The 23,090-nt window shown below is 62.4% G+C and carries 21 protein-coding genes and 2 pseudogenes; 6 read left to right on the forward strand and 17 right to left on the reverse strand.

Translation table 11 applies throughout. The features are described 5' to 3' along the window. Nucleotides 1–63: 63 nt before the first annotated feature. Nucleotides 64–222 (reverse strand): hypothetical protein, encoded by a 159-nt coding sequence (locus tag ACP7AD_RS04750; protein ID WP_426145972.1) that lies wholly within the window; start codon nt 220–222, stop codon nt 64–66. 746 nt (nt 223–968) lie between these two features. Between ACP7AD_RS04750 and ACP7AD_RS04755 the strand changes: the two genes are divergently transcribed. The 4 genes and pseudogenes from ACP7AD_RS04755 (at nt 969) to ACP7AD_RS04770 (ending at nt 2,636) form a co-directional block, all read left to right on the forward strand. Continuing rightward, nucleotides 969–1,376, forward strand: a complete 408-nt coding sequence (locus ACP7AD_RS04755; protein WP_426145973.1) for a helix-turn-helix domain-containing protein — start codon at nt 969–971, stop codon at nt 1,374–1,376. A 221-nt stretch (nt 1,377–1,597) separates the two neighbouring features. Beyond that, nucleotides 1,598–1,867, forward strand: a pseudogene (locus ACP7AD_RS04760) (ISAs1 family transposase); the annotation flags it as partial. A 68-nt stretch (nt 1,868–1,935) separates the two neighbouring features. Further along, entirely contained in the window at nt 1,936–2,268 is a 333-nt protein-coding gene (locus tag ACP7AD_RS04765; protein WP_426145974.1) for an ISAs1 family transposase, read from the forward strand. Between the two features lie 29 nt (nt 2,269–2,297). Beyond that, the gene (locus ACP7AD_RS04770) at nt 2,298–2,636 is read left to right on the forward strand and encodes an ISAs1 family transposase (RefSeq protein ID WP_426146095.1); all 339 of its coding nucleotides are present in this window, start codon (nt 2,298–2,300) and stop codon (nt 2,634–2,636) included. Nucleotides 2,637–2,825: 189 nt separating this feature from the next. Here the strand turns inward: ACP7AD_RS04770 and ACP7AD_RS04775 are convergent, their stop codons facing one another. Continuing rightward, nucleotides 2,826–3,857 (reverse strand): hypothetical protein, encoded by a 1,032-nt coding sequence (locus ACP7AD_RS04775; RefSeq protein ID WP_426145975.1) that lies wholly within the window; start codon nt 3,855–3,857, stop codon nt 2,826–2,828. A gap of 224 nt (nt 3,858–4,081) precedes the next feature. After that, on the reverse strand, nt 4,082–5,980 hold the full coding sequence (locus ACP7AD_RS04780; protein ID WP_426145977.1) for a bifunctional metallophosphatase/5'-nucleotidase: 1,899 nt from the start codon (nt 5,978–5,980) through the stop codon (nt 4,082–4,084). A 446-nt stretch (nt 5,981–6,426) separates the two neighbouring features. Between ACP7AD_RS04780 and ACP7AD_RS04785 the strand changes: the two genes are divergently transcribed. Further along, nucleotides 6,427–7,023 carry a hypothetical protein gene (locus tag ACP7AD_RS04785; RefSeq protein WP_426166014.1) on the forward strand — a complete coding sequence of 199 codons (597 nt, stop codon included), beginning with the start codon at nt 6,427–6,429 and terminating at the stop codon, nt 7,021–7,023. Between the two features lie 124 nt (nt 7,024–7,147). Here ACP7AD_RS04785 and ACP7AD_RS04790 read toward each other — a convergent pair. Next, nucleotides 7,148–7,789: pseudogene (locus ACP7AD_RS04790) on the reverse strand (STAS domain-containing protein); the annotation flags it as partial. A 538-nt stretch (nt 7,790–8,327) separates the two neighbouring features. On the opposite strand from ACP7AD_RS04790, the gene ACP7AD_RS04795 reads away from it, so the two are divergent. After that, nucleotides 8,328–8,555 carry a DUF1059 domain-containing protein gene (locus ACP7AD_RS04795; protein ID WP_426145980.1) on the forward strand — a complete coding sequence of 76 codons (228 nt, stop codon included), beginning with the start codon at nt 8,328–8,330 and terminating at the stop codon, nt 8,553–8,555. A gap of 3 nt (nt 8,556–8,558) precedes the next feature. On the opposite strand, the gene ACP7AD_RS04800 is transcribed toward ACP7AD_RS04795, so the two are convergent. From ACP7AD_RS04800 to ACP7AD_RS04860, 13 genes are all read right to left on the reverse strand, one after another. Further along, nucleotides 8,559–8,990, reverse strand: a complete 432-nt coding sequence (locus tag ACP7AD_RS04800) for a group II truncated hemoglobin (RefSeq protein ID WP_426145982.1) — start codon at nt 8,988–8,990, stop codon at nt 8,559–8,561. A gap of 128 nt (nt 8,991–9,118) precedes the next feature. Next, nucleotides 9,119–11,689 carry an ABC transporter permease gene (locus tag ACP7AD_RS04805; protein WP_426145984.1) on the reverse strand — a complete coding sequence of 857 codons (2,571 nt, stop codon included), beginning with the start codon at nt 11,687–11,689 and terminating at the stop codon, nt 9,119–9,121. Between the two features lie 194 nt (nt 11,690–11,883). Further along, nucleotides 11,884–12,942, reverse strand: coding sequence for a formate dehydrogenase accessory sulfurtransferase FdhD (locus tag ACP7AD_RS04810; RefSeq protein WP_426145986.1), 1,059 nt, complete (start codon nt 12,940–12,942; stop codon nt 11,884–11,886). A 67-nt stretch (nt 12,943–13,009) separates the two neighbouring features. Further along, nucleotides 13,010–13,399, reverse strand: coding sequence for a hypothetical protein (locus ACP7AD_RS04815; RefSeq protein ID WP_426145988.1), 390 nt, complete (start codon nt 13,397–13,399; stop codon nt 13,010–13,012). A gap of 20 nt (nt 13,400–13,419) precedes the next feature. Beyond that, nucleotides 13,420–14,622 carry a formate dehydrogenase subunit gamma gene (locus ACP7AD_RS04820; protein WP_426145989.1) on the reverse strand — a complete coding sequence of 401 codons (1,203 nt, stop codon included), beginning with the start codon at nt 14,620–14,622 and terminating at the stop codon, nt 13,420–13,422. 11 nt (nt 14,623–14,633) lie between these two features. Beyond that, on the reverse strand, nt 14,634–14,867 hold the full coding sequence (locus tag ACP7AD_RS04825) for a hypothetical protein (RefSeq protein WP_426145991.1): 234 nt from the start codon (nt 14,865–14,867) through the stop codon (nt 14,634–14,636). Next, on the reverse strand, nt 14,864–15,484 hold the full coding sequence (gene fdh3B / locus ACP7AD_RS04830) for a formate dehydrogenase FDH3 subunit beta (protein ID WP_029525759.1): 621 nt from the start codon (nt 15,482–15,484) through the stop codon (nt 14,864–14,866). The genes ACP7AD_RS04825 and fdh3B overlap by 4 nt, the downstream gene beginning before the upstream one ends. A 12-nt stretch (nt 15,485–15,496) precedes the next feature. Then, entirely contained in the window at nt 15,497–18,472 is a 2,976-nt protein-coding gene (locus tag ACP7AD_RS04835; protein WP_426145993.1) for a formate dehydrogenase subunit alpha, read from the reverse strand. A 57-nt stretch (nt 18,473–18,529) separates the two neighbouring features. Continuing rightward, nucleotides 18,530–18,736 (reverse strand): formate dehydrogenase, encoded by a 207-nt coding sequence (locus ACP7AD_RS04840; protein WP_426145995.1) that lies wholly within the window; start codon nt 18,734–18,736, stop codon nt 18,530–18,532. A gap of 200 nt (nt 18,737–18,936) precedes the next feature. Further along, entirely contained in the window at nt 18,937–19,551 is a 615-nt protein-coding gene (locus ACP7AD_RS04845; RefSeq protein ID WP_426145996.1) for a TorD/DmsD family molecular chaperone, read from the reverse strand. 25 nt (nt 19,552–19,576) lie between these two features. After that, nucleotides 19,577–21,628 carry a 4Fe-4S binding protein gene (locus tag ACP7AD_RS04850; RefSeq protein ID WP_426166017.1) on the reverse strand — a complete coding sequence of 684 codons (2,052 nt, stop codon included), beginning with the start codon at nt 21,626–21,628 and terminating at the stop codon, nt 19,577–19,579. Continuing rightward, nucleotides 21,591–22,316, reverse strand: coding sequence for a DUF3306 domain-containing protein (locus tag ACP7AD_RS04855; RefSeq protein ID WP_426145999.1), 726 nt, complete (start codon nt 22,314–22,316; stop codon nt 21,591–21,593). The genes ACP7AD_RS04850 and ACP7AD_RS04855 overlap by 38 nt, the downstream gene beginning before the upstream one ends. After that, a complete protein-coding gene (locus tag ACP7AD_RS04860; RefSeq protein ID WP_426146000.1) occupies nt 22,309–22,899 on the reverse strand; it encodes a DUF3305 domain-containing protein in 591 nt (196 codons plus the stop codon). Before ACP7AD_RS04860 ends, ACP7AD_RS04855 begins: the two co-directional genes overlap by 8 nt. Nucleotides 22,900–23,090: the final 191 nt, after the last annotated feature.

Below are 23,090 nucleotides of genomic sequence, written 5' to 3' on the forward strand. Positions count from 1 at the left end.
CGACGGTCTGGGTTGAGCGTGGCGCCTGGATGACGTTGGCATGCTGGGCGGGAGCTCTTCGAGTCATTGACGGATGTAGGATTTGGAGCGCAGCCCCCCGGAGCTGCCAGTCATGGCGTGCGCGGTGCAGCAAAGAATTTGCGGGCGCTGGTTGTCGAGGTCGTAAGTGATGGCGCCAAGAGTGCGAGCGACAATCTTTTCAAGCTGGCTGATGGGTTTCATGTTGAACTCCGAGGCGACCTCATACTGGAATGACAGAATTTTGGGCGCTGGGGGTGACGAAGTAATGTCAGTTCAATGGCACTTGTGTGACATGCTTTCCCACAAGCTATTGGCGAGAGGGCTTGGTGAGCCGTATTTTTTGGGACTGACCCAGTGGGAGAAGAAAACCAAGGCACTTTCTGGCGTATTGGCTTCGCAGATGCACCGGATCAAGTTTGAAGGCGGTCAGTTTTGCGAAATCGCTGGCGTACGGCACGCGCCTACCGCGCGGCGACAAGGAGCGCGAGCAGTACGCCCGGATGGTCGGCGAAGACGGGTTCGGGCTGCTGGCGTTGCTCCAGCCGCGAAGCAGCGCAGACGCCAGAGCTGATCGAGTCGCTGTATGACACCGAGGCGCGCTACCGCAGCAAAAACGCAATGCGCTGGGCGGCCTCATGGATGCCGCCAGAAATAACTTTATCAAAGTGATCAAAATCTGGCGTTGCCCGATGGTTTTTTTGAAGAAGCAGGCCGGATACGTGAAATCCAGAGATGCGCACACGGACGCGTTACACGCAAAACATTGAGCTGATGATGAAACGGCTGTTTGCGACGCTGCGGGAAGGGGACCGGCGGCGCTATGCTGCGATAAAGACGGCCAAGGCTGCAGTGACATCAGCGCCATCTAATACCAATCCCGACAGAGAAAGAACCAAAGCCAGTGATCGGAGTCTGAGCAGTCTTGGCTCTCGCAGGAGATTACGAAAATGTTATCTCAGCACATCATTGACCAGCTGCAGCCCTATGACTTTGACCGGCTGGCCCGCAGGGAACACGATGGGCGCCGCCGACTGCGCCTGATCGCGCTGGCGCACCTCAAGGATGGCAAGAGCTATCTCGAAGTGGCGGCTGCACTGCGCGTGACCCGCCACGCGGTCATGCGCTGGATGCAATGGTTTACCGCCGGCGGCGTGGCCCGTCTGGCCGGTCTGCCGCATGACTGGAGCACGCAGCGCCTTGCCAAAGAGCAGGAAGAGGCATTTCGACAAGCGGTCGAGCAACTTCAGCGCGAACGCGGCGGCGGGCGGGTGCCGGGCGAAGACATCCGGCAGTTTGGCGTGGCCTACAACTTGAACGGTGTGTATGACTTGCTCAAACGCCTAGCAGGCCGCTGAAATACTGACTGCGCCGGCGCAGCAACTGGTTCAGACTGGTCTATTTTTCCGATTATTTTTCATATTTTGAAATCACAAAGCTCTTGTGGCTGGCCCAGGCCTGAATAAGCGTGCCGTCCACGCTGAAGTGCTCGCCCGAGAGCCAGCCGTGCTCGTCGGCGCTCTGCACAGATCCGCAGGTGGAGCGCACCAAGCTGTATCCGCTGGAGGAGATTCTTTTTGTGCTGCTGTGCGGCTCGATCTGCGGGGCCGAGAGCTGGCGCGACTTTGTGATATTCGGGCAGGAAAAGCTCGATTTTCTGCGCGAGTATTTTCCTTTCTCGGCCGGCATTCCCTGCAAGAACACTTTTTCCCGGGTGTGCGCCGCGCTGGAGCCCGAGCAGTTTGGCGCCTGCTTTCTCGCCTGGGCCGCTTCGCTGCCGCGCGTGTCGGGCGAAGTCATCGCCATCGATGGCAAGACCTTGTGCAACAGCGCCGACGCCGCTGCCGGGGCGGCGGCAATCCACATGGTCAGCGCCTTTGCCACCGATTCGCGCCTGGTGCTGGCGCTTGCCAAAAAGTGGCCGAAAAATCCAATGAGATCACGGCGATTCCAGCCTTGCTCGATCTGCTCGATGTCAGCGGCCACACCGTCACGATCGATGCCATGGATTGCCAGCGCAGCATTGCCAAGAAGATCCGCGACAAGGGCGCCGATTACGTCCTGGCGCTCAAGGGCAACCAAGGCACGCGCAACGACGATGTGCGCTTGTTTTTACAAACAGAAGCGGCCAAGCCCGTGTCCCTGGCCATCAACGACATCTGGGGCGAAGCCGACGCCGGGCACGGGCGTGTGGAGTCACGCAGGTGCATCGTCAGCGACCATCTGGACTGGCTGGCGCAAAGGCCCTAGTGGAGCGGCTTGCGCAGCATCGCTGTTGAATCGAAGAGACGCGCGACATCAACGGCAAAGTCAGCTGCGAGCGGCGCTTTTTCATCAGCAGTTTGCCCGCCAATGCCCGGCAAATTGCCCAGGCGGTGCGCGCCCGCTGGGCGATCGAGAACACGCTGCACTGGACGCTCGATGTCGTGTTTAACGAGGACCACTCAACTGTGCGCAAAGACCATGCGCCGCAGAACATGGCCATCGTGCACCATGTGGTGCTCAACATGCTGAACACCGCGAAAAAACAATTCAAGGGCGTTGGCGTCAAGGCGCTGCGCAAAAAAGCGGGCTGGGGAAATGACAATCTACGACTGATTTTGAAGAACAGTTTTTGATGGGACAGCCTTGGCCAAGGACCTATGCCGCCTTGACTTCTTGGTGCACTCGATTGCCTGGGCTCCTCTGGATCATGTGACAAATTCCTGTATTGAATAAGCTTTTCAGTGTGCTGCTGCGTTGTGAGAATGCGGTGAAACCGGAACCGCTGCCGGCCGCAGCCTGTTGAGCAAAAGCCGACGGCGCTTTCAGGGCACGGCAATCACCTGCAGGCTGGTTTTCAGGCCGGCCTCGTAAATTTTGTCCACCGAGGCGCGCGGTCTGGTGCTTGCAGGGGCAGCTGGCGTTCCGGCCTGCGGCGGTACGGCCGAGAAGCTGGCGCCAATCGCTTTTCTGAGTTCCGAAGCCGGAACCAGACGGTCGCTGCCTTGGCCAGCCCGACCCGGCAGCGCCAGGCCGATGAGTTGCCCGCCTGCATTAAACACGGGTCCGCCACGCGGCCCGGCAGGCAGGGCTAAGCCCAGTAGCCGCTCGCCGGTGGCGCCACTGGAATTACCCAGAAACCCGGTATGCAACACTGGCCAAGCAGGCGCGGCATTTGGCGATGCGGAATATTCCACCGCGAAACCCGGACTTCCCGGAAAAGCATCACTGGCCGCCAAAAATTGGTCGTCCGGGACGGGCAGCCGGCTCTGCAGGCGCACCAGCGCCACGCCCAATGAGCTGAATTTTTGATCGATCCGGGCTTGCACCAACTGGCCCACTCCGTTGCGTAACCAGAGGTGGCCAGAGGCCGGCAGCAGGCTCAAGGGCAGCAGCGCTTTCGTGCCACCGTGGAGCAGTACCGCACTGCCCACGACGCGGGCAGTGGCAGGCAAGCCTTTCATCCCGCCGTATGGCGCCAGCCGTGTCGGCAGCACCAGCAGCGGGCCGCTGGCGACCGGCATGCCTGATCGCAGTTGCTGCTGAACTGCCTTAACCATTAGGTTGCCCGGCATGCGGGTTTCGGCGTCGGCCAGCAGCCGCAGAGCTATTGCAGGCTGGCCGCCCGCATGCAGCAGCCACACATAGAGGAGCGATCCACCCACCACGTCAAGGTGAGCGCCTGCGGTATGCGCGCCAAACGCCAGTGCGCGTCGGTAGTCGCCGGACTGCATGTAAGCGCGAACCAAGGCGATTTCAGTGTCGGCGGCATGCAGGATCAGCGCAGCACGTTCGAACGCATCGAGCGCGCCGCTGACGTCGAGCCGGGCCAGCGCGATTTCGCCTTTCTTAAGCAACTCGGCACGTTCCTGCAAACGGGCTGGCGATGCTGCCTCCACTTCACGATGTGCATGGCCAGCAGGAGCCTGAGATCGCCCTTGTTCAATAAACTGATGTAGAGGGGCGTTGCTGTCAGGCCCTGCCGCCCTTGTGCTGCCTGCCGCTCCCGCCAGCAGGCCAAGCGCCAGCAATAAAACCGTGCGGCATTTTGACGAAATGCCGTTCGCTTGCCGTCCTTTTTTCACGGATTGACATTGGCGCCGCTTGGGCAGACGGCGCTGGTACCCACACGATTGATTCGTGGAGTACCCGTGTCGGCTGCGTTGACGCCCGGCGCATAAGGCGCCTTGGGAGCTTTGAAGTCGGCCAGGTAAGCGGTCAGCGCATCGATGTCTTGCGCGCCACCAATGCGGTTGGTGCCCTTGACCAGCGTGGCGTAGCCGTCGCCGCCGTCCGCCATAAAGTTGTTGACCGTCACGCGGTAGGACTTGGTGGGGTTTTGCACCACACCGCTGGCATCCACCAGGGTTTCAACGGTGCCGCCGCTGCGCAGCGTGACGTTGCTGACGCGCGCGTCGCAGGCCTTGGCGCCGTCCCAGGTGTACTTGAAGCCAGCCGAGGGAATCGCAAAGCGGGTGGCAGTGGCGGACTGCTTCCGGCAGCCGGCGAACTGCTCTTCCAGAAAATCCTTGATGTCCTGCGTGCTCAGTGACAAAGTGACCAGGCTGTTACCGAACGGCTGGACCGTGAAAGCCTCGCCGTAGGTCACATTGCCATTGCCCTCGCCCGCCGTGCTGGAGGCAAAGGTAAAGCCGGGGCTGCGCACGCCGCCGCCATTCATAAAGGCCATCACGGCGCCGCCGAAGCCGGCCGGCTGAGTGGCGGCCAGCTGAGAATCGGCGATCAGGTTGCCGGCCGGCATGTTGCAGGCGCCGTCGGTACGGCTGTTGGGCAGGTCAGCAGTGATGCCGCCAATGATGTTGTTAGCCAGAGGCGAGACCAGGCTTTTGTAGCCTGCCACGATCTTTGCTACCCCGGCATCAGCGATGATGCCGGGGTCATTGCGCAGCACCAGCCTATTGGTGGCCAAAACTTTGGTGATGTCGCGAGTTGCGGGATCAATCGTCACATCAATATCGGTCAACACCCGGCCGAACGAGCTGGCGCTGGTGACCGAGATGCTGCGGCCGGTGGCGTTGGGCAGCATGCAGTTGTAAGCCGCGTGGGTATGGCCACTGACTACCAGATCAACTGCGTTGTCGAACTTGCTGACGATGCTGGCAATCGCCGAGCCGGCCAGTTGACCTTCACACGCATTGATGTCGCCCAGCGTTCCGCTCTGAAAGCCACCTTCGTGCACCAAGACTACGATGGAAGAAACGCCGGCTGCACGCAATTCAGGAATCAGCGCATTGACGGTTTGTGCTTCGTCGCGAAACTCAAGCCCGGCGACGCCAGAAGGCGTGACGATGGTGGGGGTGGCCTTGAGCGTCATGCCGATGAAGGCCACCTTGACACCGTTGAACTCTTTGATGCCGTATGCAGGCAGCAGTGGCTTACCAGTGGCAGTGGAAACTACGTTGGCCGACAGCCATTTGAACTTGGCGCCCTCGAACGGCACCGGCGTGCCGGCTGCAGCACCTTGGCAACTGTTGGGGTCCACCACACCGGCGGTCATCTTGCAGCCGCCGTTTTGCAGACGCAGCAGTTCGGCCGAGCCTTTGTCAAACTCGTGGTTGCCGACCGAATTAAATTCCAGGCCGATGCGGTTCAAGGTTTCCACCGAAGGCTCGTCGAAAAACAGAGATGAAATCAGCGGTGAGGCGCCAATCGAGTCACCCGCTCCAACCACCACGTTGAGCGGATTTTTCTTTTTAAGGCTTGCAATATGGGCAGCCATGAATTCCGCTCCACCCACGGCCGGACGGCTGGCCGCAAGCACCGCAGTGGTTTCGCCAAACGTGCCGGGCGACTCCAGTGTGCCGTGGTAGTCATTGAACCCCATCACTTTGATGGTGAAAGGTTCAGCCAGCGTCGTAGGCGTGGCGACCGAGATGTCATCGTTGCCGCTGCAGGCAACCAGTGCGGAGCCTGCCACCAACGACAGTGCGGCAACAGCAAAAATTTTATTGTTCATCATGGAACTCTTTCAATATCTCAAGCAAGTTAGGAAAGTACCGTCGCAATGTAGGCAGTGATGGTGTCAGCTTCATGACGTAAAAGGCCGGCAGCAGTTACTGCAACGTCCCGCTCACTGAATGAACCCGTGTCCGTAAGGCTTCTTTTCGCAGACGGGGAAGGAACGAAACCCGTCGAAGCAGTTACTGTTTGGAGTTGCAACGCTGTCTGTCCCAGCCAGCACCGGAGCTACCGTTATATTGATCCCCGGTGCACTGGCATGCACGCCGCTGAACACTTTTTCCAGCACTGCCCCGCAGCCGTACTGGCCGCACTGCTCGGTGCCTTGGCAAGCCGGCCAGGGATCAACTATCTGTCTCTGCCTTTAAAAACTGCCGTTAGGTGGGGATACCTGGTCAAACGATCGGTTTAGGGATGAAAACCTGACGCTGGAGCCAGCAGTCATAAATGAGACACGGAAAATTTCTACGATACACAACTTCATTACAAGTAAAAATAGGCTCACGTATGCACCTCCACAAGTCAGAGAAGGCCAGGCGCGAACTCAGCTCCGGGCAGCGTGTGCTCAATATTCGAGAGCGGGGTGCGCTCTTTCTCGCAGATGGTTGTAAAACACAGGATGAAATGCAGGTATTGCTGCGCGACGATGGCAGCATCTTGCAAAAACTGATTTCTGACGGGTATTTGGTCCGCCTTCAGGCGAGCAGTAACCGCACATTGGCTCCTGACACTCAAGTTGTGGCTCCTGCACTTGACTTGCCCTCTGCCACTATCGCACTGCCCGGATCGTCCAGCGACAACTTCGACGGCAAACGCTCATTGGCGACCACCAGGATGTTCCTGTTTGACATTTGCGAGCGGATGTTTTCCAAAAAGACTCCCGCACTGGCCCAAGAGTACCGAGATCAACTGCGACAAGCACGTGACCGCGAATCCATGATGGCTATTGCCCGCGAAATCATTGTTAAAGTGGAAGAAATTGCAGGATCGGAAAGAGCAGATGGCTTGAGTGAGCGCATCGCAATGATGTTGCCGCCGGAGTAGAACTGGTTGCAAGCCTGGAACAACTTCTGACAGGCGCTATGCAGCGCCCAAATTCTTGATATTTCCCTTGTCAACGCCTTCGTCTCGCAGCCAGACGTGATGACTCAGCCGCCCGCTCACTGGTTCATCCGTTACGCTCCTCCCAGTCCACCCACGGCACCTCGGTGGCCTTGAGATAGCCGCTCACGGCCTGGCCCAGCGTGGCAAAAAAGCGCTGCTCGCCCAGCGCCGAGAAAAGGCCGAACCGCTTGAGCTTGTCCTTGACCGGATCCTTCATTTCCGCAAAGCACAGCGCGACGCCGGCGTCGCGCAAGGTGTGGTCCAGCTCTTCCAGCACATCGGCGGCGGTGACATCCACGCTGGTGACCGGCTCGGCGCTGACAACCAGCCAGCGCACGGGCGTCGGCGACGCGGCCACGGCATCCAGCGCATGGTCCCGAAACAGCTCGGCATTGGCAAAAAACAGCGGCGCATCCCAGCGAAACAGCACCAGCCCCGGAATGCGCCGGGCGTGCGGGTAGCGGGTGATGTCGTGGTAACCCTTGACGCCATCGACCCGGCCGAGCACCGCGAAGTGCGGGCGCCAGCCGTCCCACAGGAACTCGATGACGGCCATCACGATCGCCAGGGCAATGCCCTCGATGGCCCCGAGCACCGCGACGCCGGCCATGCAGGCGATGGACAGCCAGAACTCCCAGCGCTGGATACGGTAGATCCGGCGCAGATCCTTGATCTCGATCAGTGCGATGGCTGCAAGGATGAGTAGCCGCTTGGCCCGAGGGTAGCGCTGAGGTCCTTCACACTGCCACCAGTCGGAATGGTCTTGACGGCGAAGCGAGGCATGCCAAAGCAGTCTCCAATGCCGATACAACCGTGATTGTTATTGAGGCTGTAGCCGTAAGGCACCTCCTGCCCAAGGCGGCGCCGGAGCGCTGGTGGTGCTGCTGGCACCGTGGTGAAAGGGCGGTGCCGGAAACTGGAAATGCTATTTATTCTATAGCTATTAGCGCCCGTGCTTAAAGCGCAAGAGCCAATTTTCACTCCTAATTTTTCAATTTTGCGAGCGGGTGACTGATCGCAGCTTGCCAGTGCGGGCTGGTGCCTGCGCAGGGCGGCATATTGACAATTTTTCTTGACGGTTTCAGTATGTCGTGATGGGCGCTTCCTGTGCGATCCTGCATTTCGTCACTGGAAGTCCTTGACGCCGGTGCAAGCCCGGTTGCGGGGAGAAGACCGCGGGTTCGGCGCACCGTCCAGACGCAGCTGAACCTGGTTGATGAAGCACAGCACTGAAAGGAGCCACCATGTCACGCCAATACATTGATTGCCGGGAATTTCCCAGCGCCATGAACTGCAGCGTCGCGCTGTCAGCCGACAACAGCGACAGGGAACTGATTGAGGCCGCCGTGCAGCATGCCGTCGCCGTGCATGGCCACACTGACACGCCAGAGCTGCGCCAGCAGCTGGCCTCGATGTTCAAGTCGGGCACGCCGCCGCTGACGATGGCGCAGAGCAGCATGGCCGGCGCCTGACCGTCACTCGCCCCGGTTGCGCATCCAGTCGGCGGTCTGAAAGAACGACGCATTGAGCCGCGCGCGCAGGGCGTCGTCCACGCCGGTTTCCTGCATCGCCTGGTCCATGCAGGCCAGCCACTGGTCGCGCTCCCGGATGCCGATGCTGCCGCCGCCGGTGTGCTGCGGCATGTGGCGCTGACGCAGGCGTGGGTGGCCGAAGCGCTCGGTGTAGTGCTGCGGCCCTCCCAGCCAGCCGCACAGGAACCAGAACAGGCGCTCTCGGGCGTTGTCCAGCGTGTTGCCGTGCGCGCCGCGCAAGGCCGTATAAGCGGGTTCCAGGTCCATCAGGTCGTAAAAGCGTTCGACCAGCGCCTTGACGTGCTCCTCGCCGCCCATCCAGGCAAAGGGGGTTTCAAACAGCGGGGCTTCGGCGGGGGTTTCTTTGATTTGCATGCAGGAGATTTTATAAATCAAGCCACCCGTCATTCCCGCGAAGGCGGGAATCCAGCAACCCAGGCCCAATCCGTACAAGCGTCTGGATTCCCGCCTTCGCGGGAATGACGCGTCGGTGCGAACAATTTTCATTGCGCCTTGCGCAGCGTTTCCACCACCGGGGTATTCAGCACGGCGCGCAGCCCCCACCAGCCGGCCGCCAGCGCCAGGGCGGCACCAGCCAGGCTGCCAAACACCGGCACGGTCCAGGAGCCGGTCCAGCTGAAGTCGAACACAAAGCGCGCCAAGCCCCAGCCGACCACCAGTGAAACCATGGACGCCAGAAAACCGGCCAGCAGGCCGACGCCGGCCAATTCGGCGCGCTGCACCTGCCGCAGCAGCGAGGCGCGGGCACCGACGGCGCGCATGATGGCGAATTCGCGGGCGCGCTCCTCGCGGGTGGCGGTGATGGCGGCAAACAGCACCACCAGTCCGGCCGCCAGCGTGAAGCCGAACAAAAACTCCACCGCCCGGATCACCTGGTCCAGCACCCGCTGCACCTGCGCCAGCGTGCTGCTCATGTCCACGTTGGTGATGTTGGGAAAGGCCCGCACCAGGGTGTTGTCAAAACTCTGCGGCCGGGCTTGCCCGTTGGTCACCGGGTCGGCGGGTTCGGGCGCGCGAAAAGCGCTGATGAAGGTCACCGGCACTTCGGCGGCCAGCTGCGCCACCGGGTACATGACGAAGAAGTTCACATGCATCGAGCCCCAGTCCACCTTGCGCAGGCTGGTGATTTTCGCCTCGCTGGACTGGCCGGCGATGTCAAAGCGCAGGCTGTCGCCGAGTTTCAAGCCCAGGGTTTTGGCCAGGCCTTCCTCGACGCTGATGGCTCCGGGCTCGCCCGCCAGCCAGCGGCCCGCCACGACTTCGTTGTGCACTGGTTTGTCCGCGCTGTTGGACAGGTTGAATTCCCGGTCCACAAGACTTCTGGCGCGGTCATCCTGAAAATTCTCGGGCGTCACGTTCTTGCCGTTGATCGCCACCAGCCGGCCGCGAATCATCGGATACCAGTCAAACTTCGTCACGCCGCCGTCCTTCAGCGCCTGCCGGAAGGCGTCGCCCTGGTCGGGCTGCACATTGATGACGAAGCGATTCGGCGCATCGGGCGGCGTCGACTGACGCCAGCTACTGATCAGGTCGGTGCGCAGCAACACCAGCAGCATCAGCGCCAGCAGACCGATGGCCAGAGCACTGGTCTGCACCACCGCATACACCGGCCGGGCCGACAGCTGGCGCGTGGCCAGCACCATCCAGCGCGGCGCAGTGGCTTCGTTGACGCTGGCGCGCAGCAGCCTGACGGCGGCGTAACTGGCCAGCGCAAACACCCCCACCGCGCCGGCAAAGCCGCCGACGGCGATCAGGCCGAGCTTGAGGTCGCTGCTGGCAGCCATCAGCAATGCGGCAAACCCCAGGATGCCCACGCCAAGAACCAGCATCGACACCGGCTTGAGGTTGCCGACATCGCGGCGAATCACCCGCAGCGGCGGCACCTGGGCCAGCTGCAGCACCGGCGGCAGGCCAAAGGCCAGCAAGAGCGTCAGTCCCATGCCCATGCCAAAAGCCGCCGGCCACAAGGTCGCCGCCGGCAAAGTGGCGCTGACCAGCCCGGCCAGCAGCAGCACGAACACGTGATGCACCGCAAAACCCAGCGCCACGCCAAGCGCGCTGGCCGCCAGGCCGGCCAGCACGAATTCAAAGCTGTAGGCCAGCGCAATCGTACGCTGCGGCTGCCCCAGCACGCGCAGCATGGCGCAGTCGTCCAGATGCTTTGAGGCAAAGCTGCGCGCCACGATGGCGACGGCCACGGCGCTGAGCAGCGCGGCCAGCAGCGCCACCAGGTTCAGGAATTTTTCGGCCCGCTCCAGCGTCTGCTGCATCTGCGGGCTGCCGCTGTCCAGCGATTCGAGCCGCGCGCCGCGCAGCCGGGTTTCGGCGTCCGGCTTCTTCAGTTCATCGGTTGCCCAGCGGACAAAGGACTTGACGGCTTGCGCGTCATCGCCCGCAACCGCAAAGCGGTAATTGGTGCGGCTGGCCGGCTGGATCAGGCCAGTGGCCGGCACATCCACGGCATTGACCATCACGCGCGGCGAAAAGCTCATGAAGCCGGCGCCCCGGTCGGGCTCCTGCACGATGACGCGGGTGACCGTGAAACTGGCATCGCCCATCAGCAGCGGCTGGCCGAGCTTCAGGCCCAGCGCATCGAGCAGCGCCGCATCGGCCCAGGCGGTGCCGGGCGCGGGGATGTCGCGGGTCGTCTGACCCGTGGCTTCATCGAGGCTGTCGGCCAGCTTCATGCTGCCGCGCAGCGGGTAGCCTTCGGGAACGGCCTTGAAAGCGATCAGCTTGCTGGCCCCGCCCTCCTCGTCCCTGGCCCGGGCCATGGTCGGAAAGGTGACGGTGGAAATGGCGTTCAGGCCGAGCGCTTGGGCTTGTTCGATGAACGCCGCCGGCACCGGGCCATCGCTGCGCACCACCGCATCGCCGCCGAGCAACTGCAGGGCGTCGCGCTGCAGCCCGCCATTGAGCCGGTCGGCAAAAAATCCGACCGCCGTGAGGGATGCCACGGCCAGCGTGACCGCCACCATCAGCAGCCGCAATTCGCCGGCCCGCAAGTCGCGCAGCAGGGTTTTCCAGCCGAGCTTGAGAAAAAGAGTGTTCATGGCCTGACCTTAGCGCAGAACCGGTAAGGGATGCGTCATGAAGGGTTGATGCGAATGGGTGCTGGCCTTGCTGTCAGTCGGCTGCGCCGGTCACTCCAGGCGATTGTTTATGAACCAAATCGGCCCTTTGCGCACGTTCTGTAAGCGCAAGCAGCTATCAAAAAAGGAGTGAACGCCCGGCACAGGAATACGCCTTAACCGGCTTCTTTTTCAGATGAAAGCGCGGCCACGGTCACCAGCCCAGGTTCCAGCCTGAGCCGCCCGGCATGGGTGTAGCAAAGGAAGCGCTTGTTGGTTGCCCGGCCAATCGCGCACAGCCCGACCGACTGCGCCACCTGGTGGCCCATCTGCGTGATGCCGCTGCGCGAAACCACCACCGGCACGCCCATCTGCGCCGACTTGATGACCATTTCGCTGGTCAGGCGGCCGGTGGTGTAGAAAACCAGGCACGCCGTGTCTGAAGTCGGGGAGCCCTCACCCCTGCCCTCTCCCAGAGGGAGAGGGAGTAATTCGGGGTCAGGAGGCGCGACGATCGAAGACATGCAAGCATCTGCGCCCTCCAAGTCAGGGCCGCGGAACCGGCTTTGCCGGGCCGCAGGCGCAGCGGCCCCCTCGGGGGGCAGCGAACCACACGCAGTGGGGAGCGTGGGGGCCATGTTCATCCACATCCAGCCAGCAATCGTGTCGATGGCGTTGTGCCGGCCCACATCCTCGACGAACAACAGCATGTCGGCGTCGCCGGCAACCGCCGAAAACAGGGCGCACGCATGCACCGAGCCGGCCGACTTGTAGGTCGTTTCCTTGAGCCGGATGGTGTTGACCAGACCGTAAAGCTGGCCCTGGGTGATGCTGCTGCCTGCGGGCAGCGCAATCTGGTCTACCTCGTCCATCAGGCCGCCAAACACGCTGCCCTGCCCGCACCCGGTGGTGACCACCCGGTGCGCGGTTTTTTCCTCGATATCGTCGATACCATGGCGCGTTTTGACGGCAGCGGCGCCCACGTCCCAATCGACCGTGATCGACTCGATGTCGGCCACATCCCGCACCAGGCGCTGGTTGCGCAGGTAGCCCAGCACCAGCAGTTCCGGGTTCGCGCCCAGCGTCATCAGCGTGACCAGTTCGCGCTTGTCGACATAGACCGTGAGCGCGCGTTCGGCAGGAATCGAAACTTTTTGAAGTACGCCGAATTCGTTGACTGCCTCGATTTCGCTGGTCAAAGGGGCCTGGGCTTGCGTCAGAAGAGGAAGGGACATGGCGAGAAGACTATCGTAAAAAAGGCCGGCGCCTTGCGGCCCGGCCTTTTGAGGGAGATTGCGGTTATCAAGGTTTCTTGTCGGGATTCGACACTGCGTCGGGCACCTTGGTGCTCGGTGGGGCGGCAGCGGTTTCAGCCGGTGAATGGGCGCCCGCAGCTTCCAGGGGCTTGGGCGCTTCAGGCGGTGTATAGGCAAAAACGCCCGGTTCGGCGCAGGGCGGCGTGGCCGTCGCCGCCTTGGTTTCCTTGCCGGCGGCCTGGGCCGATTTCAGGTAGCTGGTGGCCACCCGGTCCTGCAACAGGCACAACTGGAAGGCATCGACCTTGCCGGCCCAAGCGGCCTTGGCTGCGGATTCGTCGGACTTAGCCTTGGCCTCGGGCGCTGGCGGCGGGAGTTTGGCCGCCGCCAGCGAACAGACGCCAAGCAGCAGGCTGGTGATCAGAAATTTTTTCATGGCAATTCTCACTCGTGTGTTTAAGCCTGCACGGCAGGACCGGCGGGCGGCACTGGTTCGGTGCGCTGCGCGGGAATACGTCCGGCCTTGATGTCGTCGTACCAGAACTCGTGGTGTTCCCTGGCCCAGGTTTCATCAACATAACCGGTTTTCATGCCTTTGTAGGCGCCTTCCATGCCAATCGTGCCGATGTAGATGTGGCCGATGAACATCGCCGTCATCAGCACCGTGGCCACGGCGTGGACCATGTGGGCGATCTGCATGGTGCTGCGCTCGTACAGCAGGCCGGGCAGCAGCATGTCGAGCACCAGCCCCGAGCCGACCACCACCATGCCCAGGAACAGCACGCCGCCCCAGAACACCAGCTTTTCACCCGCGTTGAAACGGTGCGACGGCACTTCCTTGCCCGACAGGATGCCGCCGCCCTTGAGCAGCCAGTGCAGGTCGCCCTGGCGTGGCAGGTTATCGCGCACGAAGGTGAAAAACACGACCAGCAGCGACACCGCGAACACCGGGCCAGCAAAATTGTGCACGTTTTTCAGCGCATAAGCCAGCCAGCCAAACAGCTGGCCGCCCATGACCGGCAGCGCGAAGAACTTGCCGAAGGCCATGACGATGCCCGAAATGGCAAGCACGCAAAAAGCGATGGCGTTGGCCCAGTGCGCCGAACGCTCGAACGGCGTGAAGCGCTCGATCTTGCGGCCAGTGTTGGCGCCGTGCAGTTTGATCGTGCCTTTGCCCAGGTAAAACAGGGCAATCGCACCGGCCACAATCAGCAGCAAGGCGCCGCCGTAGGGAATCAGCCAGTTGTTGCGCACCTGGCGCCAGGCTTCGCCGGCATTGGTGACGCGCGAGCCGGGGTACTGCACAAACGGCTGGATCAGGTTGCCGGCTTCGGGCGCCTGGCTTTTGGGCAGGCTGCTGTAACCGGTCACGCCTGCGCCCACCTGGCGCCACATGGGCGTATTGTTGCCGGGCTGGACCTTGGCGCGCTCGCCATTGGTCTGCCTGGCATAGCCCGGGTCTTCGCTGGCGTCGGGCTTGACGTCGAAGATGTTCTGGCCCTGAATGCCGCCCGTGGCCGCCGGGGCCACCGAAGTCACAGCCGCCGCTAGCGCAGTTGCGACCGGCGCCTGTGCTGGAGGGGCAGCCGGGGTTTGGGCGGCAGCCAGCCCGGCCCAACCGAGTGCTATTACAAATATAGCTAATCGTGCTCGTTCCATAAGGGCTCCGGTCACTTTTCTGACGTGTTCATCTTGGGATATTCGTTCTGGGAATTCTGCATGCGGGCCTTGAGCCCCTCCTCCCAGCTGGTCTTGCCTCCCGGCGTCCAGCCCGGTGCAACAAAGCTGTTTTGCGCCCCCTGAAATGCGGGCGTGTCGCTTTTGACTCCAGCGCCGGTCTGCGGTTTTTCACCACAGGCCGCTATGAGCACGACAGCGCAGAGGGTCAATGCCATGCGCATCATGACTTGGCTCCTGCAGGCGGCTGGCCGGCTTGCTTCGACCCATAAGCCGTTCCCCAACCCCAGACCTCGGCGCCTTTTCCACGCTGCACCACCCGGTTGCGGAAAATGTCGGCCACCACATCGCCATCGCCGGCCAGCAGCGCCTTGGTCGAGCACATCTCGGCGCAAGCGGGCAGCTTGCCTTCGGCCAGGCGGTTGCGGCCGTATTTCTCGAACTCGGCCTGGCTGCCGTTGACCTCGGGGCCGCCGGCGCAGAAGGTGCACTTGTCCATCTTGCCGCGCACGCCAAAGGTGCCGGTGGACGGAAACTGCGGCGCGCCAAACGGGCAGGCGTACGAGCAGTAACCGCAGCCGATACAGATGTCCTTGTCGTGCAGCACCACGCCTTCGTCGGTGCGGTAGAAACAGTTAACCGGGCAAACGGCCATGCAAGGCGCGTCGCTGCAGTGCATGCAGGCCACCGAGATGGATTTTTCACCGGGAACACCATCGTTGAGCGTGACCACGCGGCGGCGGTTGACGCCCCACGGGACTTCGTTTTCGTTCTTGCAGGCAGTGACGCAGCCATTGCATTCAATGCAGCGCTCCGCGTCACAGACAAATTTCATGCGTGCCATTTTTGTTCTTCCTTATGCTCGTTCGACATTGCAAACGGTTGTCTTGGTTTCCTGCATCATCGTCACGCTGTCGTAGCCGTAGGTCGTGCCGGTGTTGATGGCCTCGCCGCGCACCACGGGCGCAGCGCCTGCGGGGTAGTAGGCCAGCATGTCGGCGCCCTGCCAGCGTCCCGAGAAGTGAAACGGCATGAACACCGTGTCCGGCCCGACGCGCTCGGTGACCAGCGCCTGCACATTGAGCCGCGCGCCGGTCGGCGTGCTGACCCAGGCGCGTTCACCGTTGCGGATGCCTTTTTCGGCCGCCACCTTGGGATTGATCTCGATGAACATTTCCTGCTGCAGCTCGGCCAGCCACGGGTTCGAGCGGGTTTCCTCGCCGCCGCCTTCGTACTCGACCAGCCGGCCCGAGGTCATGATCAGCGGGAACTTCTCATGCACCTTGTCGGCAATGTTCTTGTCCTGCAGCGTCTTGTAGAGCGTGGGCAGGCGCCAGAAAGCCTTCTTGTCGTCGTGCGTCGGGTACTTGGCCATCAGGTCGGGCCGGGTGCCGTACAACGGTTCGCGGTGCTGTGGAATCGCGTCGGGGAAGTTCCACACCACGGCACGCGCCTTGGCATTGCCGAAGGGATGGCAGCCGTGGTTCTTCATGACCACGCGGATCATGCCGCCGGACGAATCGGTCTTCCAGTTCTTGCCTTCGGCAGCCACCTTCTCGGCGTCGGTCAGCTCGTCCCACCAGCCGAGTTTTTTCACCAGCACATGGTCAAACTCCGGGTAGCCGGTGGTGATGTCGGCGCCCAGCGAATGCGAGCCGTCCTCGGCCAGCAGGCTCTTGCCTTCGCGCTCGACGCCAAAGTTGGCGCGGAAGTTGCCGCCGCCGTCCATGACGTGTTTCGAGGTGTCGTACAGGTTGGGCGAGCCGGGATGCTTCATCTCCGGCGTGCCCCAGCATGGCCACGGCAGACCAAAGTAGTCGCCGGTGGTGTCGTAGCCGCTTTGCTTGTCCTTGCCGCCCTTGGACTTGAGCGTCTTGACGTCGAACAGGTGCATGCTGCGCATGTGCGCCTTCAGGCGTTCCGGGCTCTGGCCGGTGTAGCCGATGGTCCAGCAGCTGCGGTTGATTTCGCGCAGGATGTCTTCGGGCACCGGCTCGTCCATGCCCTTGACCTGCTGCATCTTGAAGTTCTTGCTCAGCTCCTTGCCAAAGCCCAGCCGGTCGGCGAACTGCTGCATGATCATGTGGTCGCTGCGGCTTTCCCACAGCGGCTCGATGACTTTTTCGCGCCACTGCACTGAGCGGTTCGACGCGGTGCACGAACCGCTGGTCTCGAACTGCGTGGCGGCCGGCAACAGGTAAACGGCACGGTTCGGATTTTGGTCTTCGGCCTTGCCCGGCATGGCGGCCATGGCGGCGGTGGCTGATGGGTACGGGTCCACCACCACCAGCAGGTCGAGCTTGTCCATCGCCCGCTTCATCTCCAGGCCGCGGGTCTGCGAGTTGGGCGCATGGCCCCAGTAGAAAACGCCGCGAAGGTTGGAGTCCTGGTCGATGAATTCGTTTTTTTCCAGCACGCCATCGATCCAGCGCGAGACGGTGATGCCGGGCTTGCCCATCATGGCGGGCGAAGCGTACTTGGCCTTGATCCAGTCGAAGTCCACGCCCCATACCTTGGCGAAATGCTTCCAGGAACCTTCGGCCAGACCGTAGTAGCCTGGCAGCGAATCAGGATTGGGGCCGACATCGGTGGCGCCCTGCACATTGTCGTGGCCGCGGAAGATGTTGGTGCCGCCACCGCTCTTGCCGACATTGCCCAAGGCCAGTTGCAAAATGCAGGAAGCGCGCACGATGGCATTGCCGGTGGTGTGCTGGGTTTGCCCCATGCACCAGACCACGGTGGAGGGCCGGTTCTTGGCCATCATTTCAGCAGCAAGGTAAACACGCGCCTCAGGCACGCCGCACGCTTCCTCCACCTTGTCCGGGGTCCATTTGGCCAGCACTTCTTCCTTGATCTTGTCCATGCCATAGACGCGATCATTGATGTACTTCGTGTCTTCCCAGCCGTTCTTAAAGATGTGATAAAGCATGCCGAACAGAAAAGGAATGTCGGAGCCGGAACGGATTCGGATGTACTCGTCGGCCTTGGCGGCGGTGCGGGTGAAACGCGGATCGACCACGATCATCTTGCAACCGGTTTCCTTGGCATGCAGCATGTGCAGCATGCTGACCGGATGGGCCTCGGCGGCATTCGAGCCGATGTACAACGCGCACTTGCTGTTTTGCATGTCGTTGTACGAATTGGTCATGGCGCCGTAGCCCCAGGTGTTGGCCACGCCGGCCACCGTGGTCGAGTGGCAGATGCGGGCCTGGTGGTCGCAGTTGTTGCTGCCCCAGAAGCTCATCCACTTGCGCAGCAGGTAGGCCTGCTCGTTGTTGTGCTTGGAAGAACCAATCACATACAGCGAATCCGGACCGCTTTCCTTGCGAAGGGCGAGCATGCGCTCGGTGATTTCGTTCAGCGCCGTGTCCCAGCTGATGCGCTCGTACTTGCCATTGACCAGCTTCATCGGATAGCGCAGGCGGTATTCGCCGTGGCCGTGCTCGCGCAGCGCGGCACCCTTGGCACAATGCGCTCCCAGGTTTATGGGCGAATCAAACACCGCCTCCTGGCGCACCCAGACGCCGTTTTCAACAACGGCATCGACCGCGCAACCGACCGAGCAATGCGAGCAAATGGTGCGCTTGACTTCAATTTTGGAATTGCCGCCGGCTTCGCCGGGGGCCGCTGCGCTGGCTTTTTTAACCAGCGAGAGCTGGGTCGCCGCCAGCCCTACGCCCACGCCGAGTCCGGAGCGCCGCAGGAACGAGCGCCGGTCCATGGTGGGCAGGGCGTGCGACAGGCCGCGCGTCAGGCTTTGCACAAAGCGCGGGGCACCCGCACGGTGCGCAGTCAGGCCGGAAAGGCTGGAAGATTTTTTCGTGAGCAGCATGAAGCTCTCCGTGAGAATTGAAGAACGGCCAACCGGAAATTGGACCGGAAAGTGGAATCAGACGCGCGCGGTCTTGTAGTAGCGCTCGACATGCTCCGAAGCGCTGTAACCACCGCCTTTTTCAGGCGCCGGCCTGGGCGCCGCAACGGCGACTTCCGCAACCTGCACACGCGGGAGCGCCATCACGGCAGCGGCGGCTGCGCCGGTGGCTGCGGCACCGAAAAAGAAACCCCGGCGCGAGGGTTTGGGCTGGCTTTCCTGCATTTTTTGCTCCATGAAATTTTGGCGATATGTAAAAGCTTGCATAACTCTACGTTAGTCATAGGCGCACCACAATGGTTCACGGAAATACAACCCTAAAACCAAGGGAAAACCTTAGGCTCTCTAAGATTTTGTACTGCGCGGCTGGGGGCTGAAACCGTGATCAGGCAGAAATTGCAGCCAGGGCTGCAATCAGGGATGTTTCACTCCAGCATGTCAAAACCTTGCGATTCAACACTGACAAACGCTTGCGCAAAGCACGCGAATGTACGGTAGAAACGCGCCTTCGGATGCCGCATGACCGCCTCGCACATCATGGGAAACCAGGGCTGCACATGGCGCGTGAAAAACGCGCGCTGGCGCGTCAGGTTGGCCACTTCCACATCATCGCCGGCGATCAGGTAACGCATGACTTCGCACAGATACGCGGCATGGTCCTCGGTCTCGGACATGGCGCCGTCGCGCGCCAGGCCAAGCGCCGCCAGGTCGGTGCGCAGCGCTGCCAGCGGTTTTTCGTTCAGGAAGCCGCTGAGGTAGTGGGAGCCGAACAGATAGACCTCTGGCTTGCCCACGCCGCCAAACAGGGTGTCGTATTCATGGCGGGTGTCGGCCAGCGACTGTTCGCGTGCAGCGGCGACTACTTCGCCCCATGGGCCTTCCAGCAGCGCGCCGGCGGCCGGGGCTTCGGTCGCGGCGACGCGCAGCCTGTCGTACAGGTCGGCGGAGGGCGGCGCATAGAGCAGCGCGGCGAGCAGTCCGTAGACCTCGGCACGCGCGGTTTCTTCGTCGAGGGTGGAGGCGGTGAGTTGGGCTTGCATGGGAATTTTTGCCTGTGGACTGGGATTAGCGGATGTCGCCGATCTTGACTTCGTTGTCGGCCGAGTAGATGTCGATCACGCGGCAGTCGCTGCACATCTTCAGGCGGTCCGCCGCCGCACCCTGGAACATGGCATGGCCGGCCAGCTTGCCCAGCATGGATTCAATCGCCTTGAGCGTGCCGAATGGCTTGCTGCAGCGAATGCAGGCATAGGGCTGCATCTCGTTGATCACCACGGCTTCCTTGCGCTGCGGCGTGAGCCTGAGCTGGGGCACCAGCGCCAGCGCATTTTCCGGACAGGTCGTGACGCACAGGCCGCATTGCACGCAGTTCTTTTCAATGAATCTGAGCTGCGGGCGTTCGGCGTTGTCCTGCAGGGCGCTGGCCGGGCAGGCGCTGACGCAGCTCAGGCACAGGGTGCAGGCGTCCTTGTCGATGGCCAGCGCGCCCAGCGGCGATGCGGCCGGCAGCGCAATCAGCTCTGCCTGCACCATCGATTGCAGCATCAGGTGGTCGAGCGCCAGTTCCAGCGTGGCGCGCTTGTCGGCCTGCACCGCAAAGCCGGCCGCCTGCGCCACGCCCTGCGCGGGCGCCGCCTGCAGTTGCGCGTCCAGGCCGGCCAGGTCACGCGCATCCTTCGCCTCAAAAATACGGAAGTGTTCGCCCTGATAGCCTAGCCCCGTCAATATCGCCTGCGCGACTTGCATCTGCTCGCGAAGGGCCTCGCGGTACTGCGGCGCTTCTTCGGCCGTCATCAGCACCCAGACCTGGGAAGCGCCATAGGCAATGCTGGACAGCCATAATTCCAGCCCGGTGGAGGCAGTATGAAAGAGACCCAGCGGCATCACGCGCGCCGGCACGCCGCGAATCGCCGGATCGAGCCGGGCCATGCGGCCCAGGTCGCCCAGCAGGCGCGTGCCGGCCTCCTGGCTGTGCAACAGCAGCGCGGCATGCTTGCCGCCGGCTTTGGCGTAGGTGCTCAGCAGCGTCTTGATTTTGGCGCCCTGCTCTGCAGGACGCGGGTAGGCATAGGAAATGGCGCCGGTCGGGCAGACGGTGGTGCAGGCGCCGCAGCCGACGCACAGGTTCGGGTTCACCTTGATCTGCTGGCGGTTTTTTTCGCTGCTGATGGCCGACGCCGAACACACGTCGATGCAGGCGCTGCAGCCCACGGTGTTGTTGCGGCTGTGGGCGCACAGCTTTTGCCTGTAATTGAAGAACTTGGGCTTTTCAAACTCGCCCACCAGCGAACGCAATTGCAGCAGCGTGCGGCTGTCCTGGCCGTCCCAGCGGAAATAGCCCTGCGGCAGCGCATGCTGGGTGAAGGCCGGCGCGCTTCGCAGGTCGAGCACCAGGTCGAATTTTTCGCTCAGCGCTTCGGGCTCGCGGCTGAAATCGATGGCGCCGGCGACGCCGCAGACCTTCACGCAGGCCCGGTGCGACTGGCACAGGCTCATGTCGATCTGGTAGTCAAAGCCGATGGCGCCTTCCGGGCAGGCCGACAGGCAGGCGTTGCAGCGGGTACACAGGTCCAGGTCGATCGGGTTGCTGCGCGTCCAGTTCAGCTCGAAAGCACCCAGCCAGCCGGTGAGCTGCCTGATCTGCCCGGCCAGCACCGGGTAGCGCCGCTCCTGCAGACCGCCATGGCTGCCTGCGCCCAGGCTGAACAGCGTGACGTCGAGCGCATCCGAGACCAGTTCGGCGGCGCGCTCGGCCGCATCGAGTGGGCCGATGATGAGCAGGCGGCCGGCACTCTTGTATGTCACCGTTGGCACCGGTTCGGCATCGGGCAGATGCGCCAGCGCCAGCAAGGCGGCGATCTTCGGGCTGGCTTGGGCCGCGTCCTTGCTCCAGCCGCCGGTTTCGCGGATGTTGACGAACTTGATGACGGACGTGGCGCCTTCGGTCTGCTGCGCGAGTTCGGCGAACAGCCGCGTTTCCTGGGTGCAGGCGACGATGACGTCGTCGCCTGACTGGATGGCCTTCTGGAACGCGCCCGCTTCGCGCCGGCACAGCGTCGAATGCAGCGTCAGGTTTTCGTCAAGTGCCGTGCCCAGCGCTCGGGGCTGAAGGGGCATGGTCTGGTTGCAGTCGCAAATGAGAGTGGGCATGGTCGTCGGGTTGGCTGGCGCCGTGATCCTCGAAAGGCTCGGGCTGACTGGGGAGTTCAGCGATTGGGGTTTTCGGACCGTGAATTTCTGGGGAATTTCCGGACTGCGCCACGGCCTCAGGCGTGGGGTTATTCAAGTCATCCGGTGGTAATGAATCTACAGGAGATTGCAATGCAGCGGCTTCCTGGCCACCATCATTGTTTTCATCATCCTCGTTAAAAATTTTCAACAGCCTGGCGCCGACCATCTGGCGCAGCATGGATTCCGGAATCGGGTCGGCGATGGAGTAGTCGCTAATATAAATGTCCAGCCCGTCCATCACGTTGTAGTGCGGGTCGGTGAACAGTTTTTTCATGGCGGCGTTGCGCACGTCGGCGCCGACATTTCGGGCCATGAAGGGCTTAAAGTCGGAGTCCTGCGTGAGCGCCTTCACATCGTCGAGCGACAGCAGCTTTTCGGGTTGTTCCGCCGGGGACGCCGCAGGTGCCGACAAATGGGCCTGATCGGGTTTCAGTGCGGCAGGCGAAACGGCGGCAGCCGCAGACAGTGGCGCGGCTTTCGTCGGCGCGGCAGGCTCGTCCAGCGGCTTGCCCTGCAGCGCGTCGGTCTTGCGCCGCGCCCAGCGGCCCAGGAATCCGGAATGCTCTTCAGCCACGGCCGCCTCCTCCGCCAAACTTCTTTTCGGTGCTTACGCGCGCCGGGCTGCCGAAGCGGTCCACCAGCGGCTTGAAGCTTTGCGGGCGCTGGCGGCGCTTGGCTTCGAGCACATGGTGCTCGTCGACGAAATGCCGCATCCACTGCACCACATCGGGCGGCGCGGGCACCTGTTCGACGGTTTCCTGCGCATCGAGCCAGCGGCCGGCATCGTGGTAGCTCAGGGTGACGATCTGCGGCACGGCGACGGGCTCATCGGCCAGGCCGGCCTCTTCTTCCATGCGCCAGACGACCCAGAAGCAAGGCTGCGGCGTGGTGACATTCAGGTAATAGCCTTCGGCGTCGCCCCGGTGCAGTTCCACCCGAAAGCCGGGATGCAGCCAGCGCTCTTCGCGTTCGTCCTTCAGCAGCAGGCGCGGCTGATGGCCAAAGCCGTCTTCGTGCGGCACCACGTCGGCCAGCATCCAGCGCCACGGCTGCCAGACGTTGTCAATGCGCTCGCGGCGCATGACCACAGCCACGTCCATGCACGGGCGGCGAAGCGCCTCATCGGACTCGGGGTACAGCATTAGAAAGTCAAGCATGGCGGAAGTGTACGGCGCGCCTTATGCCCGCTCGAATCTAGGTCTTTTGCCGCGTGGCCGTCTGCGGTAGGATGCCCTTCCAGCCGTGCCTGCGTTCCGCCAACGGTTCCAGGCGCCTGCGCTGGATCACACGCTGGCGAGCATGGCTTGCCGCAATTTTGGCTGGAGAACCAATGGACCATCAGGCGTAT

The sequence above is a fragment of the Polaromonas sp. DSP2-3-2b2 genome, from assembly GCF_049895905.1.
In the GTDB taxonomy this organism is placed as follows: Bacteria; Pseudomonadota; Gammaproteobacteria; order Burkholderiales; family Burkholderiaceae_C; genus Polaromonas.

What these genes read in the sequence shown, in the direction of transcription:
- ACP7AD_RS04820 (WP_426145989.1), bottom strand. Translation starts at nt 14,622, where the DNA reads ATGGAACGAGCACGATTAGCTATATTTGTAATAGCACTCGGTTGGGCC.
- ACP7AD_RS04815 (WP_426145988.1), bottom strand. Translation starts at nt 13,399, where the DNA reads ATGAAAAAATTTCTGATCACCAGCCTGCTGCTTGGCGTCTGTTCGCTG.
- ACP7AD_RS04840 (WP_426145995.1), bottom strand. Translation starts at nt 18,736, where the DNA reads ATGCAGGAAAGCCAGCCCAAACCCTCGCGCCGGGGTTTCTTTTTCGGT.
- ACP7AD_RS04795 (WP_426145980.1), top strand. Translation starts at nt 8,328, where the DNA reads ATGTCACGCCAATACATTGATTGCCGGGAATTTCCCAGCGCCATGAAC.
- ACP7AD_RS04780 (WP_426145977.1), bottom strand. Translation starts at nt 5,980, where the DNA reads ATGATGAACAATAAAATTTTTGCTGTTGCCGCACTGTCGTTGGTGGCA.
- ACP7AD_RS04860 (WP_426146000.1), bottom strand. Translation starts at nt 22,899, where the DNA reads ATGCTTGACTTTCTAATGCTGTACCCCGAGTCCGATGAGGCGCTTCGC.
- ACP7AD_RS04805 (WP_426145984.1), bottom strand. Translation starts at nt 11,689, where the DNA reads ATGAACACTCTTTTTCTCAAGCTCGGCTGGAAAACCCTGCTGCGCGAC.
- ACP7AD_RS04785 (WP_426166014.1), top strand. Translation starts at nt 6,427, where the DNA reads ATGAGACACGGAAAATTTCTACGATACACAACTTCATTACAAGTAAAA.
- ACP7AD_RS04825 (WP_426145991.1), bottom strand. Translation starts at nt 14,867, where the DNA reads ATGATGCGCATGGCATTGACCCTCTGCGCTGTCGTGCTCATAGCGGCC.
- fdh3B (WP_029525759.1), bottom strand. Translation starts at nt 15,484, where the DNA reads ATGGCACGCATGAAATTTGTCTGTGACGCGGAGCGCTGCATTGAATGC.
- ACP7AD_RS04800 (WP_426145982.1), bottom strand. Translation starts at nt 8,990, where the DNA reads ATGCAAATCAAAGAAACCCCCGCCGAAGCCCCGCTGTTTGAAACCCCC.
- ACP7AD_RS04755 (WP_426145973.1), top strand. Translation starts at nt 969, where the DNA reads ATGTTATCTCAGCACATCATTGACCAGCTGCAGCCCTATGACTTTGAC.
- ACP7AD_RS04750 (WP_426145972.1), bottom strand. Translation starts at nt 222, where the DNA reads ATGAAACCCATCAGCCAGCTTGAAAAGATTGTCGCTCGCACTCTTGGC.
- ACP7AD_RS04845 (WP_426145996.1), bottom strand. Translation starts at nt 19,551, where the DNA reads ATGCAAGCCCAACTCACCGCCTCCACCCTCGACGAAGAAACCGCGCGT.
- ACP7AD_RS04835 (WP_426145993.1), bottom strand. Translation starts at nt 18,472, where the DNA reads ATGCTGCTCACGAAAAAATCTTCCAGCCTTTCCGGCCTGACTGCGCAC.
- ACP7AD_RS04850 (WP_426166017.1), bottom strand. Translation starts at nt 21,628, where the DNA reads ATGCCCCTTCAGCCCCGAGCGCTGGGCACGGCACTTGACGAAAACCTG.
- ACP7AD_RS04810 (WP_426145986.1), bottom strand. Translation starts at nt 12,942, where the DNA reads ATGTCCCTTCCTCTTCTGACGCAAGCCCAGGCCCCTTTGACCAGCGAA.